The 15,510-nt window shown below is 73.1% G+C and carries 15 protein-coding genes; 7 read left to right on the top strand and 8 right to left on the bottom strand.

What is annotated here, in order from left to right:
* Positions 1 to 3: 3 nt before the first annotated feature.
* The 4 genes from ACZ4MH_RS05410 (at position 4) to ACZ4MH_RS05395 (ending at position 5,069) form a co-directional block, all read left to right on the top strand.
* Positions 4 to 1,551 (top strand): MbnB/TglH/ChrH family RiPP precursor modification enzyme, encoded by a 1,548-nt coding sequence (locus ACZ4MH_RS05410; RefSeq protein WP_467754200.1) that lies wholly within the window; start codon positions 4 to 6, stop codon positions 1,549 to 1,551.
* Positions 1,552 to 1,556: 5 nt separating this feature from the next.
* Positions 1,557 to 2,447, top strand: a complete 891-nt coding sequence (locus tag ACZ4MH_RS05405) for a TIGR04222 domain-containing membrane protein (RefSeq protein ID WP_351599596.1) — start codon at positions 1,557 to 1,559, stop codon at positions 2,445 to 2,447.
* Between the two features lie 148 nt (positions 2,448 to 2,595).
* Positions 2,596 to 3,348, top strand: a complete 753-nt coding sequence (locus tag ACZ4MH_RS05400) for a DUF4142 domain-containing protein (RefSeq protein ID WP_351599597.1) — start codon at positions 2,596 to 2,598, stop codon at positions 3,346 to 3,348.
* A gap of 164 nt (positions 3,349 to 3,512) precedes the next feature.
* Positions 3,513 to 5,069 (top strand): alpha/beta hydrolase, encoded by a 1,557-nt coding sequence (locus ACZ4MH_RS05395; protein ID WP_351599598.1) that lies wholly within the window; start codon positions 3,513 to 3,515, stop codon positions 5,067 to 5,069.
* 69 nt (positions 5,070 to 5,138) lie between these two features.
* Here ACZ4MH_RS05395 and hemQ read toward each other — a convergent pair whose 3' ends face one another.
* Together hemQ and hemG are read right to left on the bottom strand one after the other, a co-directional pair.
* A complete protein-coding gene (hemQ, locus tag ACZ4MH_RS05390; protein WP_351599599.1) occupies positions 5,139 to 5,879 on the bottom strand; it encodes a hydrogen peroxide-dependent heme synthase in 741 nt (246 codons plus the stop codon).
* A 2-nt stretch (positions 5,880 to 5,881) separates the two neighbouring features.
* Positions 5,882 to 7,360: a protoporphyrinogen oxidase gene (gene hemG / locus ACZ4MH_RS05385; protein ID WP_351599600.1), complete on the bottom strand. Its 1,479-nt coding sequence runs from the start codon at positions 7,358 to 7,360 to the stop codon at positions 5,882 to 5,884.
* A 106-nt stretch (positions 7,361 to 7,466) separates the two neighbouring features.
* Between hemG and ACZ4MH_RS05380 the strand changes: the two genes are divergently transcribed.
* The 3 genes from ACZ4MH_RS05380 (at position 7,467) to ACZ4MH_RS05370 (ending at position 10,450) form a co-directional block, all read left to right on the top strand.
* A complete protein-coding gene (locus ACZ4MH_RS05380) occupies positions 7,467 to 8,237 on the top strand; it encodes an IclR family transcriptional regulator (RefSeq protein WP_351599601.1) in 771 nt (256 codons plus the stop codon).
* A 186-nt stretch (positions 8,238 to 8,423) separates the two neighbouring features.
* Positions 8,424 to 9,473, top strand: coding sequence for an aromatic ring-hydroxylating dioxygenase subunit alpha (locus tag ACZ4MH_RS05375; RefSeq protein WP_351599602.1), 1,050 nt, complete (start codon positions 8,424 to 8,426; stop codon positions 9,471 to 9,473).
* Entirely contained in the window at positions 9,470 to 10,450 is a 981-nt protein-coding gene (locus ACZ4MH_RS05370) for a PDR/VanB family oxidoreductase (protein ID WP_351599603.1), read from the top strand. Before ACZ4MH_RS05375 ends, ACZ4MH_RS05370 begins: the two co-directional genes overlap by 4 nt.
* An 8-nt stretch (positions 10,451 to 10,458) precedes the next feature.
* Here ACZ4MH_RS05370 and ACZ4MH_RS05365 read toward each other — a convergent pair whose 3' ends face one another.
* From ACZ4MH_RS05365 to ACZ4MH_RS05340, 6 genes are read right to left on the bottom strand one after another with little or no spacing between them, the layout of a single operon-like run.
* Positions 10,459 to 10,692, bottom strand: a complete 234-nt coding sequence (locus tag ACZ4MH_RS05365) for a hypothetical protein (protein WP_351599604.1) — start codon at positions 10,690 to 10,692, stop codon at positions 10,459 to 10,461.
* Positions 10,693 to 10,722: 30 nt separating this feature from the next.
* Positions 10,723 to 11,700: a hypothetical protein gene (locus ACZ4MH_RS05360; RefSeq protein WP_351599605.1), complete on the bottom strand. Its 978-nt coding sequence runs from the start codon at positions 11,698 to 11,700 to the stop codon at positions 10,723 to 10,725.
* Positions 11,697 to 14,342 (bottom strand): hypothetical protein, encoded by a 2,646-nt coding sequence (locus ACZ4MH_RS05355; RefSeq protein ID WP_467754127.1) that lies wholly within the window; start codon positions 14,340 to 14,342, stop codon positions 11,697 to 11,699. The genes ACZ4MH_RS05360 and ACZ4MH_RS05355 overlap by 4 nt, the downstream gene beginning before the upstream one ends.
* Entirely contained in the window at positions 14,339 to 14,740 is a 402-nt protein-coding gene (locus ACZ4MH_RS05350) for a DUF6507 family protein (RefSeq protein ID WP_351588409.1), read from the bottom strand. Before ACZ4MH_RS05350 ends, ACZ4MH_RS05355 begins: the two co-directional genes overlap by 4 nt.
* A gap of 54 nt (positions 14,741 to 14,794) precedes the next feature.
* Complete coding sequence (locus ACZ4MH_RS05345; protein WP_351588406.1) at positions 14,795 to 15,106, bottom strand: pore-forming ESAT-6 family protein; 312 nt, start codon at positions 15,104 to 15,106, stop codon at positions 14,795 to 14,797.
* 54 nt (positions 15,107 to 15,160) lie between these two features.
* On the bottom strand, positions 15,161 to 15,493 hold the full coding sequence (locus ACZ4MH_RS05340) for a hypothetical protein (RefSeq protein ID WP_351588403.1): 333 nt from the start codon (positions 15,491 to 15,493) through the stop codon (positions 15,161 to 15,163).
* Positions 15,494 to 15,510 lie beyond the last annotated feature (17 nt).

Genomic DNA, 15,510 nt, shown 5'->3' with positions numbered 1-15,510 from the left:
CAGGTGCGGCTGGGTACCGGCATCGGCTGGCGGCCGGAGATCGCCGACGGCATCGCGCGGCTGCCCGGCATCGACTGGGTCGAGGTCGTCGCGGAGAACATCTGCCCCGGCCATCTGCCGCCCGCCCTGGAAGCGCTGCGCGCCCGCGGCACGACCGTCGTGCCGCACGGCGTCTCGCTCGGGCTGGGCGGCGCCGAGCGGCCGGACGCCGGACGGCTGGCCGCGCTGGCCGAGCGCGCCGAGGCGCTCGCCGCGCCCCTCGTCACCGAGCACATCGCCTTCGTACGGGCCGGGGGCGAGCCGACCGGCGGCCCGCGCATGGAGGCGGGGCATCTGCTGCCCGTACCGCGGACGTACGACGCGCTGGACGTGCTGTGCGAGAACGTACGCATCGCGCAGGACGCGCTGCCGGTACCGCTGGCGCTGGAGAACATCGCGGCGCTGGTCAACTGGCCGGGCGAGGAGCTGACCGAGGGACAGTTCCTCGCCGAACTCGTGGAGCGGACCGGCGTACGGCTGCTGATCGACGTGGCGAACCTGCACACCAACCACGTCAACCGGGGCGAGGACCCGGCGGCCGCGCTCGCCGCGCTGCCGGTGGAGGCGATCGCGTACGTCCACGTCGCGGGCGGTTTCGAGCGGGACGGGGTGTGGCACGACAGCCACGCCCACCCCGTGACGCAGCCGGTCCTGGACGTACTGGCCGAGCTGTGCGCCCGCGTCGGCCCGCCCGGCGTCCTCCTCGAACGCGACGAGAACTTCCCGGCGGCGGAGGAGCTCGCCGCCGAGCTGGACGCGATCCGGGCCGTCGTCGAAACGACCTCGCTGCGGGCCGCGCCCGCGCCCCGGCCCGAGCCGGAATCCGGCGACCGGACCGACCCGGCGTCCAAGGAGACCGACCCGCCGTCCAAGGGTGCCGGCCCGGCCTCCAAGAAGGCCGACCCGCCGTCCGAGCAGACCGAAGCGGCCCGCCCCCGGCTGGCCGCCGCGCAGGAGGAGCTGCTGGCGGCGCTGGTGGCGGGCGAGCCGGACCCCGCGGGGTTCGACGGGGAGCGGCTGGCCGTGCAGCGGCGCGCGCTGGCGGCCAAGCGCGCCGACGTGATCGCCGCGGTCGCGCCGGAGCTGCCCGGCATACTGGGCGCGGACTACCGCAGCGCCTTCCTGGACTACGCGCAGGGCCGGCCGATGCGGGGCGGCTACCGCCGCGACGCGCTGGACTTCGCCGGCCATCTGCTCGCCCTCGGCCTGCCGGCGCACCCCGCCGCGCGGCGGGAGCTGACACAGTGGTGGCGCGAGCGCTCGGGCCCCGTCCCGCCGTCGGCCCGCCCCGCCGCACGGCTGGCCCGGCTGGCCCGTAAGGTGACCGGCCTGCTGCCCCGGACGGGCCACGCGACGGCCGGCTCGCCGGACCGCCCCAAGGACGACGGTCCGGACCCGGGCGGTACGGCGGACGGCGGCCGGAGCGCACCCCTGGGCGTGCCGGCGGGCGCCTCGCGGGTGGAGTATGTCGACAGACCCCGGAGTGGGGACAGACCCCGGAGTGGGAGGTAATCACGTTGTCCTTCGCGCAGTTGGTGTACTGGGCCGTCGCCGCTTCCTCAGTGGTGCTCATCGCCGGTACGGTCCACACCCGCCGCGCCGCGCCGTCCCCCCGGACGGCGCTCGTCGACGTGCCCTCGCACGACCTCTGGGAGAACGCCTTCCTCGCCGGCGGTCCCGGCCGGGTCGCCGACGCGGCGATCGCCGGGATGCACGGCGATGGCCGGCTGGCGATCGGCGGCCCCGGAACGGTCACCGCGCGCCGCCCCGCCGTCTCGCACGACCCGGTCGAGTCCGCGGTGCTGGAAGCTCTCGCGCGCACGCCCGGCGGCTCGCTGACGCGGCTGCGCCCCACGGTCATGCGCAGCGCGGCCGTCCAGCAGATCGGCGACCGGCTGGCCGACCGCGGCCTGCTGCGCCGCCCGGAGGCGGGCCGGCGCTGGCGGCAGCTGGCCCGGCTGCAGATCGGCGCGTGCATGTGCGTCTTCTTCCTCGGCATCTTCCAGTCGGTGACGGGGGCGCTGGACGACGGCGCTCCGCAGTACCCGCAGAACATGCCGTTCGTGCTCAAGGTGACGCCCGCGGTGTTCGCGGGGATCTTCGTCGGCACGCTGTGCCGGAGCGCCGTGCGCCGCCGCATCACGAAGGCCGGCAAGCGGGCCCTGAAGCGGTTCCGTACGGCGAACAGGGCGGCCGTCGCCGGCCCGGCGGACCGGTCCGCCGCGCTCACCGTGGCCGTCGGCGGCGTGGCGGTGCTGGTGGACCGGGTACTGCGCGACCACCTGCTGGAGGCGCAGCGGGCAGCGGCCGGCAGCGCGGCGGCCGCGGCGGTGTCCTCGACCGGCCCGGGGGCCGACTGGAGCGCGGCCGGGGACAGCGCCGGGACGTGGTGCGGCTCGGGTAGCTGAACGCCCGCCAGAGCGGCCCCGGGGGCCTCCCCGGGCCCGGAAACCCGCCAACGTACCAACACCCGCCCCCCGTTGAGCGGGGTTCGGCGAACGGGGGGCGCGGGCCGGGCCGGCCCGATTAGCGTGCGGTGCCGCACCAGGAGGCACCATGCGATCCGTCACCGGAACCGGTCTCGTCGTCGCCGCACTCGTCGCGACGGCAGCCGCACTGCTCTTCCCCATCCTGTCCTTCGCCGGGCTGTCGGCGGCCGGCACCGACCCCGACGCGGGCACCGTGGCCACCCGCTCCGGCCCGCTCTCCGCGCTCGACCGCGACTTCGTGACCAAGGTACGGCTGGCCGGGCTGTGGGAGCTGCCGGCCGGGCAGCAGGCGGAGGAGCGCGGCACCACCAAGGCCGTACGGACCGCCGGCGAGCACCTCGTGACCGGGCACACCGAACTCGACCGGCACGTACGGGAGGTGGCCGCACAGCTCGGCGTCGACCTGCCCAACCAGCCCAACGACCAGCAGCGGGGCTGGCTGTCCGAGCTGGCGGCCGCGCGCGGCGCCGAGTACGACCAGAAGTTCGCCAACATCCTGCGGCTGGCGCACGGCAGGGTCTTCACGGTCGTCGCCCAGGTCCGCGCGACCACCCGCAACTCGCTGGTCCGCGGGCTGGCGGACGACGCCAACACGACCGTGCTCGACCACATCACCGTGCTCGAACGCACCGGTCTGGTGGACTTCGACGGCATCGCGCGGGACACGCAGGCGTCGAGCTCGCCGACGTCCCCGGCCGCGCCGCCGCCCGTACCGCCGACACCGTCGGCGCCGCCCGTACCGCCCGAGCCCGCCACCCCGTCCGCGACGTACTCGCTGCCGCCCGCCGCCTCGACGCCCGCGCCGGAGGGGAAGCACTGACCTCGGGGGAGCCACTCCGCGCTCCCGCACGGTCTCTTCCGGGGCATCCCTTCCGACACCGGCGCCCGGTGCTTTACATCATCAAGTCCCCACTCAAGTATCCCTTTTGTCACACACGGTGACGCCGTTCGGAGGCGGCACGGTGACCCACGAAGGGACGGCTTGTGAAGGCAGTAGCGTTGTTCGGCGCCATCGGGTCACTGGTCCTGGGCACACTGGCGGCCGCTCCGGCGGACGGCGCGGTGACCGGGCTCCCCACGCCCGTCCCGGAGAGGACCGCGCCCGCCCCGAAGAAGATCTCATGGGGCCGCTGCGCCCCCGTGGAGCACCTCCCGTCCGGCGTCGAGTGCGGCAAGGTCAGCGTCCCCCTGGACTACGCGCACCCCGAAGGCAAGAAGATCGACCTCACGGTCAGCAGGCGGCGCGCCAGTGGCCCCGCGCGCGAGCGGCAGGGCGCGCTGCTCTACAACCCCGGCGGCCCCGGCGGCTCCGCGATGGCCTTCCCCATGTACGCCGAGCTGCCCGAGTGGCGCCGCACGGCCAAGGCGTACGACTTCGTCGGCTACGCGCCGCGCGGGGTGGGGCGGTCGGCGCCGCTCTCGTGCGAGGACCCGAAGCAGTCCGCCAAGGCGCCCTCGGACAGCCCGGTGCACCCCTCCGAGCGCTTCAAGCAGCACAAGATCAAGGAGGCGCAGGAGTACGCGGCGGGCTGCGCGCGCCGGGCCGGCTCTGCGCTGCCGCACTACAACACGCTGAACAACGCGCGTGACCTGGAGATGCTGCGCGCGGCACTGGGCGAGAAGAAGCTCACCTTCATGGGCGCGTCGTACGGCACGTACCTCGGGGCCGTGTATGCGACGCTCTTCCCCGACCGCGTGCGCCGCATGGTCTTCGACAGCGTCGTGAACCCGGACCCGGACCAGATCTGGTACCGCAGCAACCTCGAACAGAACATCGCCTTCGAGGGCCGCTGGCACGACTGGCGCACCTGGGTGGCCAAGCACCACAAGACGTACCGCCTCGGCACGACGGCGGACGCGGTGGGGAAGTCGTACTACCGGGCGGCCGCGCAGCTGCGGCGCAAGCCGGCGGGCGGCAAGGTCGGCCCGGCCCAGCTCCAGTCCGCCTTCCTGACGGCCGGGTACAGCGACCACTACTGGCCCATCCGGGCCGCCGCGCTGTCCAAGTACCTCAAGGGCGACCCGAAGCCGCTGATCGCGCAGGCGGCGCCGGACCCGGCGGACGCGGCGCCGGACGAGAACGGCGACGCGGTCTACACGGCCGTGGAGTGCAATGACGCGGAGTGGCCGCGGGACTGGGCTACGTGGGACCGCGACAACACCCTCGTGGCCCAGGCCGCGCCGTTCGAGACCTGGGACAACGCGTGGATGAACCTGCCCTGCGCGTTCTGGCCCCGGCCGGTGCACACGTTGCAGCAGCGCCCGCTGGACGTCCGTACGGCTCCCGGGGCGCTGCCCCCGGTGCTGCTGCTGGCGGCGGAGCGGGACGGCGCCACGCCGTACGAGGGCGCGCTGGAGCTGCACCGCAGGCTGGCGGGGTCGACGCTGGTCACCGAGCGCGGCGCCGGCTCGCACGGCATCGCCTTCAGCGAGAACGACTGCGTGAACAAGTACACCGAGGACTATCTGCTCACCGGGCGGGTCCCGGAGCGGGATGCGTTCTGCAAGCCGCACAAGGAGCCCGAGCCCGGCGAGGAGTGAGACCGGTGACCGGCCGGTGCGGAGTCCGGCCCGCCGGGCGTGGGCCGGTCGGGCCGGCCCGATGGCCGGTCAGGCCAGCCCGGCCACCAGCTCCGAGACCGGCTTGCGGCGGCCGGTGTAGAACGGGATCTCCTCACGGACGTGCCGCCGCGCCTCGGAGCCGCGCAGGTGCCGCATGAGGTCGACGATGCGGTACAGCTCGTCCGCCTCGAACGCGAGGATCCACTCGTAGTCGCCGAGCGAGAACGACGGCACGGTGTTGGCGCGCACGTCCGGGAAGCCGCGGGCCATCTTGCCGTGGTCCGCGAGCATCCGGCGGCGGTCCTCGTCGGGGAGGAGGTACCAGTCGTACGAGCGCACGAACGGGTAGACGCTCACGTAGTCGCGCGCCTCCTCGTCGGCCAGGAAGGCCGGGATGTGCGACTTGTTGAACTCGGCGGGGCGGTGCAGCGCCATGTTCGACCAGACCGGCTCCAGGGCGCGGCCGAGCTTGGTGCGGCGGAAGAGGTTGTACGCCTCCTGGAGCGCGTCCGAGCTCTCCGAGTGCCACCAGATCATGATGTCGGCGTCGGCGCGCAGCCCGGACACGTCGTACGTGCCGCGGACCACCACGTCCTTGGCGGCGAGCTGCTCGAACAGCTCGTCGACCTCCTCGGCGTAGCCGCTGCGGTCCTCCGGAAGGACGGCACGCAGCTTGAACACCGACCAGAGGGTGTAGCGGATGACCTCGTTGAGGTCCTTCGCCTTCTTGCCGGCATTCGGGGTCTTCTCGGGCGCGGGCCCAGGGGTGGCGTCAGTCATGTCGTCCATTCTCACTCGTCGACCGGAATGCCCGGCGTCAGGGTGGCCAGTACTGCGTCGGCGGCCTTCGTGGCGCTCGCGATGCAGGCCGGGATGCCGACGCCCTCGTAGAGCGCGCCGCACACCCGGAGGCCGGGGAGCCGGCCGACGGCCTCGTGGATACGGGCCACCCGCGCCAGGTGGCCGACCGGGTACTGCGGCAGGCCGCCGTCCCATCGGGTGACCGTCGTGTCGACCGGCCGCGCGGCCAGCCCGACCGCCGCCCCGAGGTCGCGCAGCGACAGGTCCACCAGCTCGGCGTCCTCGCGCGCCAGGTCGGCGGTGTCACCGTGGCGCCCGATCGAGGTGCGCAGCACGAAGAGGTCCGGGTCAGCGGCGTCGATCCAGCCCCACTTGTTGCTCGCGAACGTGGCCGCCTTGATCTTGTGGCCGTCGACCGGCGGGACGAGGAAGCCGCTGCCGGTGAGCTGCCGCTCGACGTCGGCGCGCCGGAAGGCCATGGTGACCAGGGCCATGGAGGCGTACTCGACGCCGTCCAGCTCCATGGCGGCGGCGGGGCTCGCGTGGCGGAGGATGCGCGCCGCGGCGGGCGCGGGGCAGGCCAGCACGACGGCGTCGGCCGTCAGGACCCGGCCCTCGGTGTGGATCTCCCACCCCTCCTCGCCGGTCCGCCGCACGTCGCGCACGTCCGTGTGCAGGTGGATCTCGCCGCCCTTGGCCCGTACCGCGTCGGCGACCGCGTCCGGCAGCGTGCCGATGCCGCCGTCGATGCCCATGAAGACCGGCCCCGCTGCGGCCGGCCCGGTCTGGTGGACGGTGGCGGCGGTGCGCGCCTGAATGGCGCGCACGCCCTCCGTCAGGGAGCGGTGATCCCGCGCGGCCTCGAAGAGCTGCGGTACTGCGGCCCGCATGGAGATGCGGTACGCGTCGCCCGCGTACACCCCGCCCAGCAGCGGCTCGATCAGCCGGTCGACGACCTCTCGACCCAGCCGCTCGGCCACGTACGCGCCGACCGCGACGTCCTCGCCGACCTCGGTGCGCGGCAGCTCCGCGTCCTCCTCGATGCGCGCGAGGCCCGCCTCGGAGAGCACACCGGAGGCGGCGAGCGGCGCCGGGTCGCCGGGCACGCCCATGACGTGCCCCTTGGGCATCGGGCGCAGGGCGCCACGGGTCCACAGGGAGGCGGTCGCGGTGGACGGCGGCTGCAGCCGGTCGCCGAGGCCGACGGCCCGGGCGAGCGCCACCGCCTCCGGGCGCCGGGCGAGCATCGACTCGGCGCCGAGGTCGACCGGTACGCCCGCGACCGCGCCGGCCTTCAGCTTGCCGCCGAGCCGCCCGGACGCCTCCAGTACGGTCACCCGCGCGCCGCCGTCGAGCGCGCGGTGCGCGGCTGCCAGACCCGAGATGCCGCCGCCGATCACGACGACGTGGCCGGGCGCGTGGCCCGTACGACCGGGCGCGTGGCCCGTACCGGTGTGCGCTGTGCTCATGCTCCCACTCTCTCAGAGCCCGGCGGGGGCCCGGCCCTGGGAGCCTCTCCGGGGCTCCACTATGCTCGCGGCTTCACGTACGGGCGAGCGGAGGCGGGGTGGCGCGATGGCCCCGCGCGATCCGCAGGCCGGGCACGGGAGCGGGCGATCGGCCGCCGACCGGGTGCTCGCGCTGCTCGGGGCCTTCGACGACGCGCACCGCAGCCTGACCCTGACCGCGCTGGCCCGCCGGGCCGGCCTGCCGCTGGCCACCGCGCACCGGTTCGCGGGCAAGCTGACGGAGTGGGGCGCGCTGGAACGCCGCGCGGACGGCCGGTACGAGATCGGGCTGCGGCTGTGGGAGATCGCGGTGCTCGCGCGGCGCGGCGTGGGGCTGCGGCAGGCCGCGCTGCCCTTCATGGAGGACCTCTACGAAGCGACGCACGAGAACGTCCAACTCGCCGTACGGGACGGCCTGGAGACGGTGTACATCGAGCTGATCTCGGGGCGCTCCGCGGTCGGGGTGCGCACGCGGGTCGGCGCGCGCTGGCCGCTGCACGCCACCGGTGTGGGCCTCGCGCTCCTGGCGTACGCGCCGCCCTCCGTGGTCGCGCAGGTGTGTGCCGCGCCGCTGCGCCGCTTCACCGAGCGCACCATCGGCGACCCCGCGCTGCTGCGTTCCGTGCTCGCGGGCGTGCGCACGTCCGGAGTGGCGGTCAGCGAGCGGCAGATCACGATGGACGCGGTGTCCGTGGCGGCGCCCGTCCGGGGGCCCGACGGCCGGGCGGTGGCCGCGCTGTCGGTCGTCGTCCCGGTGAGCGAGGGCCGCGCGGCCCTGCTCGCGCCCGCGGTACGCGTCGCCGCACAGGGCATCTCGCGCAGCCTGCCCGTTCTCTGACCATCCCCTTGCGCATAAGAGGGGCGGCTTACGCAGAGGAGGCGCGGCGCGCAACCCCCGTGCACGCATGTTTCCAGCTACTGGAAGAGGGCCTTGCCGCTCTCCGGGGCGCCGCACAATCTGTGGCGACACCCGGGGCCGCCCGGGTGCCCCGAGTGCAGGACTGTGCGTCAAGGAGGCCGCGCCATGCCCGTTCCCACCGCATTCGCCCGCGACCAGTGGTACGTCGCCGCGTACGGCAGCGAGGTCGGCGGCGAGGAGATCCTCGCCCGCACGGTCTGCGGCGAGCCGCTGGCGCTCTACCGCACGCCCGAGGGCGAGGCCGTCGCGCTCGCCGACCGCTGCGTCCACCGCCGCTACCCGCTCTCCGAAGGCGCGCTGGAGGACGGCCGGCTGGTCTGCGGGTACCACGGCTTCGCCTACGACCGGGCCGGCGCCTGCGTCTCGGTACCGGGTCAGGCCCGGGTCCCGCGTACCGCGCGCGTCGCCTCGTATCCCCTCGCCGAGCTGGACGGCTTCGTGTGGGTGTGGATCGGTGACCCGGCGCGCGCGGACGTGTCCGCCGTGCCGCGCGCCCCCTGGCTCGCGGACCCGGAGTGGACCGTCGTACGCGGCATGGAACCGCTCAAGGCCCGCTACGGGCTGCTCATCGACAACCTCCTCGACCTCTCCCACGAGACGTTCCTGCACGCCGGGTACATCGGCACGCCGGAGGTCGCCGAGACACCGATCACCACCGAGGCCGACGAAGAGCGCGGCATCGTCCGGGTGAGCCGGCACATGGACGACGCCGAGTGCCCGCCCTTCTACGCCGACTCCACGGGCCTGAAGGGCCGCGTCAGCCGCTGGCAGGACATCGAGTACCACGCGCCCTGCCTGTACTTGCTGCACAGCCGGATCGCTCCCGTCGGCTCGGTACCGGGCACGGACGGCAGCGACCCGGACGCCTTCCACACCGAGATCGCGTACGCCATCACCCCGTCCACCGAGACCACCACGTACGACTTCTGGCTGGTGGCGCGGGACTTCGCGCGCGAGGACGAGGGCGTGAGCAGCTTCCTGCACGAGTTCAACCGCACCGTCGTCCTCCAGGACGTGACGGCGCTGGACATCCTCGAGAAGGTCATGGCCGAGGAAGAGGGCCGCCGGGTACAGGAGTTGAGCATCGGCATCGACGCGGGCGGGCTGGCCGCGCGGCGGGTACTGGAGCGGATGATCGCGGGGTCGGCACGATGACCGACGCCTCCCTCGACCCCCTCATTCCCCTCGACCTGGTCGTCGCGCGCAAGCGGGCCGTCGCCGAGGGCGTGTGCGAGCTGTCGCTGCGCCGCCCGGACGGCGGCGCGCTGCCCGCCTGGACGCCCGGCGCCCATCTGGACCTGCACCTCGCGCCGGGCCTGGCCCGCTCGTACTCGCTGTGCGGGGATCCGGCCGTACGGGCGGAGTGGCGGATCGCGGTGCTGCGCGAGGCCGCGGGCACCGGCGGCTCGGCGTACGTGCACGACCGGCTCGCACCGGGTGACCGGATCACCGCCTCGGCCCCCCGCAACCTCTTCCCCTTCGAACCCCCGTCCGCTCCCCCCACCCGCTGCCTCTTCCTCGCCGGCGGCATCGGCATCACCCCGCTGCTCCCGATGATCGCCCGCGCGCAGGCCGCGGGCGCCGACTGGCGGCTGCTGTACGGCGGCCGGAGCCGCGCCTCGATGGCGTACGCCGACCGGCTCGCCGCACACGGGGAGCGCGTCACGCTGCGCCCGGAGGACGAGTACGGGCTGCTGGACCTGGCGGGCTTCCTCCGGGACGCGCACCCGGACACCCTCGTGTACGCCTGCGGACCCGAGGCACTGCTGGCCGCGGCGGAGGCTCAGTGCCGAGCGGCAGGGCTGCCCGAGGGCGCGCTGCGGGTCGAGCGCTTCCGCCCGGCGCCCACCGACGACGGCACGGACACGGCCTTCGACGTGGAGCTGGCCGACTCGGGCCGCACCGTACGCGTGCCGCCGGGCCGTTCGATCCTGGAGGCGGTCGAGGACGCCGGGGTACAGGTCCTGTCGTCCTGCCGCGCGGGCACCTGCGGCACCTGCGAGACCGAGGTCCTGGCCGGCACCCCCGACCACCGCGACCAGCTGCTCACGGACGCGGAACGGGCGGCGGGCGACACGATGCTCATCTGCGTGTCCCGCTGCCACGGCCCACGCCTGAAGCTGGCGCTCTGACCGCTCCGTCAACGGTCCTTGCGCCAGTCCTTCGTAAGCCGCCCCTCGTCGTCCCACCGGCGCTCCTCCAGCATCCGGAAACCGTCGTCGGAGAACAGCAGTCCGTCGAGGTAGGCATCCACGCTGACCACGACCCCGCCCAACCGCTCCTCGGCCTCCCCCGTGAACAATTCCCCGCGGTACAGCAGCCGCTGCCCGTGGTCCATGTCCACGTCGGGATCATCGATATCGATGCGCTTCATCCCCATCCCTCCGGTCCCGCCCGGCGCGGCTCAGTCCTCCTGGGCCAGGTCGCGCAGGGCGGGCAGGGGACGGACGCTCGGGGTGGCGCTCGCACCGGTCAGTTCGGCGAGGGCGCGGGACGGGGACAGTCCGCGGGCGTATGCGTCGGCCAGTCGGTCCAGCAGTGCCAGGCCCTGCCGTCGGCCCTCGTCGTCGGCGGCGGCCCGCGGCTCAAAGCTCGCGGCGTTGTCCGCGTCGGAGGCCCAGAGGTAGCCGAGTACGCCGTGCTCGCCCCGGACGGGCACGTACTGCACGTCACCGCTGGTCGTGCGCCGGTAGCCCGGACGGAATGAGGGCAGCTGCCGGAAGACCTCGGTCCGGGAGGGGATTTCGAAGCGGGTCCACACGTCGGACGGGGTGCCGTCCGGCTCGCGGCGGTTTTCCACGCCGGTCTCGGTCGGCTTCCCGAAGTAGGTCGGGTCGTCCGGTTCGGTCTCCGACTCCAGCGCCTTCTCCAGACCGCGCAGGACCGCGGCCAGCCGTGGCGCGTTGGCCTCGTACACGGCGGGCTGCGGACGGCCCCTCAGGTCGTACGGCATCCAGACGTCCGCGCACGTGACCAGGTCCACGCTCACGAAGTCCGCGGCCGCATGGGCGCCGAGCCGTAGCAGGCTCTCCTCGCGTACCTCCCCGTCCGGTCCGGCCACCGTGCCGGTGCAGGCAATGTCGGCCGACACCCCGCCGAGCGCGCCGGGGCGCAGGGCGGCCCGCACCTGACGGGCGAGCTCCTCGGCGCTCTCGGCCGGGCTGCCCGCGCCGGCCGCGGCCAGCTCACCCTGGAAGAGGTACGTGTTGGTCCTTCCCGCCTCCTTCACGGAGACGCGTACCGTCGGCGCGCCGTCCGCGAGCCGGTGCTCGGCCAGTACGGACCGGGCGGTCAGGAGGTCGCGGAGGCACAGCAGGAGCGCGTCCGCCGATTCGTCGTCGCGGCCCCAGTCCCAGCGGGCCACAGGTGTGCTAGCGATCACAGCGTTCCCTCCGGCATGAACGTGCCCCCGTCGCGCGGGACGAAGAGGATACCGTCCGGTGAGCGGACGACGAACTGCACGCCATCGAAGTCGTACCCCTTCTGGAACCGCCCGATCTGGGTGGCCATCTCGGCCCTCGACGCCTTCGTTTCGACCACGAACGTCTGCACGTCCGCATGTGAATCGGTGAGCTGGCCGATCTTCTTGAAGATGTTACGGGTGACCTTGGCCGGATCGGCGGGCGAGTCAGGTCCGGTCATGTCCTTGAACTGCCAGCCGTGGACGTTACCGTCCGCGTCCCGTGCCATGAGGTCGAGGTCGGTCTTGGGCTCGGTGAACACGCCGGGCTTGATCTCGTGCCCGCCCTGCTTGATTTCGAACGAGATATCGGTGAGCCCGCTGTCGTGCAGCCGGTTCGCCAGCCGGATCTGTTCCAGGCAGCCGGAGATCTCCCCCTTTCCGGTCAGTGCGGACACCACATTGGAGAAATTCGGGGCATCCCGGAACCGTCCCGAAGCAATGGTGTCGGCGATTTCGCGGCCCGCGGGGTGGTCGGCCAGGTTGTCCAGGATGCGGTCCACGTCACCGTGCTTGACCGCCGTGCCCCGTACCTGGTCCCGGACCTGCTGCTCCGTCTCGCTGCCGCGCTCGAGCGGACCGGAGTCGTCCGGATGACGCTCCCAGCCTTCCGGCCCGTCCGGCCCGCCGGGGCCGTGCGGTACCTCGGGCCCGTCCGGTCCGCCGCCTCCGGGGCCGCTTTCACCACCGGTACCGCCAGGCGTCTCGTGGCCGCCCGGACCTTCACCGTGCGCGCCCGGGTGGCCTTCGTGGCCGCCCGCGCCGGGACCGTCGTGGCCACCGGACGGCGGACCGTCGTGCTCGCCCGCAGGACCGTCGCCGTGGCCGCCCGGGTGGCTGCCGCCCGAGGGCGGTTCGTGGCCGGCCGAGGGGCCGTGGCCGAGGTCGTGCGCGGTCCCGCCCGGGAGGTGGTCGGCCGTGCCGCCGGGGGCGTGGCCGCCGGGGGCGTCGCCCACGTGCCCCGACGGGGTGGTCGCGTCGTCGCCGAGGCGGCCCGCGTCGGCGAGGTCGAAGCTGCCGCCCAGGCGGACGTGGCCCGCGTTGTCGGCGGCGTGTACAGCGGCGCCCGCCATGGCCGGGACCTTGGCCGGACTGTCCGCATCCACATGCGGTACGTCCGAGCCGGCGGGCCGGTCGACGTTCGGCGAACCCTCCTTGGGGGCGTTGTCGATGCTGTCCAGGACGTTGCCGTGCTGGTCGAGGACGTTGCCGTCGCCGTCGAAGTACCGGGCCGGCTCGCCGGGGTTCGTGGGCAGCTTGGTGGCGTTCTCCGGCAGCGCCGGGACGTCGTCGGGCAGCCGTACGTTGCCGTCCGGCAGCTTGGTCGCGCCCTCGGGAATCGCCGCGCCCTCGGGCAGGTGAACGGTGCCGTCGGGCAGCTTCAGCGACCCCTCCGGCAGCTTGATCGCATCCGCCGGCAGAGCCGGGACGTCGATCTTCCCGATGCCCTTGATGCTCTTGGCGATGTCGCCGATCTTGGAGAGGCCGGCGCCCGCGCCCTTGGCGACATACGTCATCGGGTCGATGACCTTGCCCGCCTTACCCGCCACCGACAGCGCCTTGGCGACCGCGCCGGCCTTGCCCGCACCGGCCGCCGCGCCGCCCGCGCCGCCAGTGAAGACCGTGGTCAGCACGTTGAAGGTGACCGCGCCCGCGGCCCGGCCCGGGTTCTTGCCCCACTCGTCCCAGGCCACCAGCGCCTTGCCGGTCTCCTTCATCGCGGTCCGCGAATCGCGCAGCCAGGAGGGGAGCTTGTCGTCCGGCAGGGCCCAAAACGCGGTGCCGACGCCGGGGATGGTGGAAATCGCCAGGCCGGTGGCCAGCTGCGCGAGGCCCTTCCAGGCCTGGCCCATGGCGTCCCAGCCGCCGAAGCCCACCAGGGTGCCCAGGCCCTTGATGGTGCCCCAGATGCCGTCGACGATCAGGCCGTCCCACACGAAGGATTTGACCCAGTGGCCGACCTCGTACCAGTGGTGCTTCTCCTCCACCGGGTCGCCCCAGGGGAGTTTGGCGTTCTTCATGTCCGCGGCGTTGAAGCCGTACTGGTTCTTCTTCTCCGAGCCGTCCCCGGCCACCATCTGGGTGCCGTGCCACAGCGCGGTGATCTTGTTGTGGCAGGTCCGCTCGGCCGCCCAGAACGCGGCCACCGTGGCGGTGATGTCATCCCGGATCTGATTGTGCTCGGCGATCAGATCCTCGTCGTAATCCCCGTCGTCATCGTCCTTGTGGTCCCGGATGAAGTTCTGCGCCTTGGTCTTCAGCGCCGCCAGCTTGGGAACCAGCGGGCGGATCTCATCCGCGTAGGAGGACAGCGCCGAGGCGACCGTCTCCAGGTCGTCGGCGAAACCGTCCGCCCGCTCCTGCACCGGCTTGGTGGTGGCGAAGAGCTGCTCGGCCTCGGGGGCCTTGTAGTACGCGGACAGGCCCTGGAAATGGGAGTGGACATCCGAGCCGGTGGTGCGGATGTGCCCGGCATCCGACTTCAGCGCGGCATGGTCCTTCTCCAGCTGCTCCAGATCGCCGGTGTACTGGGGAATCTGGTCCGGCTTCAGCTCGATCTTCACGACTGCTGCACCCCCGGCGTCTTGGGATCGACATCCACCGCACCCAGCGCCTTGTGCTGCGCCTGGGCGGCCATGTCCAGATCACCGTTCAGATACGCCGTGGTGGCATCCACCGCACCGTTCAGCGACTTGCCCGCGCGCATCGCGATGAACTTCAGGTCGTTGATGGTGTGTTCGGAGAACTGCGAGAGCGCCAGCGCCACCAGACCGCCCGCGGCCTTCTCCCCGCCCTTGCCGCCGTGCGCCTCGCCCTCGGCGGAGATCGTGCCGGCGCTCGTGGCCGCCGACTGCAGATGCTCCCCGTACGCCTTGGTATGCGTCTCGATCTTCCCGGCGAATTCACCGGTCGTCTTCAGCACACCCTGGATGCCCTGCGGATCCAGATCCCAGCCGGCCATGCCCCTACCTCATGCTCCCCGTTACCGCCCGACACCGCACCCGCGTCCGGCCGGTCAGCCGATGTTGTCGACCGCAGCCTTGGCCTTGGACAGCGTGTGCTGCGCCGTGCCGTCGTTCTTCTCCAGCGTCGTCTTCAGCAGCTGGATGATGTTCTTGACCTCCTGCGAGGCACGGTTCCAGCGCAGCTCCTTGCCGTGGTACTCATCCGCCACGCCATCGGCGGTGAAGTCCGCCATCGCCGCCTTCACCTGACCGTCGCGCGCCGTGATCACCTGCTCCAGCCGCGCGATCACCGTCTGGATATTGCCCTGCGCATCACCCGAAGCCGTCGTGTCATACGAACGACGATCCTGTCCACCAGCCATCACACACACTCCCCGTCCAAGAACACGGCCCGCACCCGCAGGCCACAGATCAAATCAGCGGCCGCCGAAGCGCGCCGCGTCGAAATTCGCCGCCGACATCTGCTGCCGCGCGTTGTCCCCGTGCTCCTGATCACCGGAGCTGAACGCCGCGTCCATGCCCGACTGGCCGCCCAGAATCCCCGACAGGGAACTCTGCAGCGACGACGCGATCTCGTCCGAGTGCGCCTTGAACCGGTCGAAGGCCGCCTTGCCGGAGCCGTTGAACTTGCCCTCCAGCGGCGCCGCCGCGTCCACCAGCTGCCGGATCAGCGAGCCCAGATCCTCACTCGACCCACGCGACTTCGACTGCAGCGTCGACAACGTCTGCGATCCCATGTCGAACTTCATCAGGCTCCCCCTGCCGG

The sequence above is a fragment of the Streptomyces sp. NPDC026301 genome, from assembly GCF_055567935.1.
The sequence above is the reverse complement of the archived record's forward strand: the minus strand, read 5'-3'. Positions and strand labels throughout refer to the sequence as shown.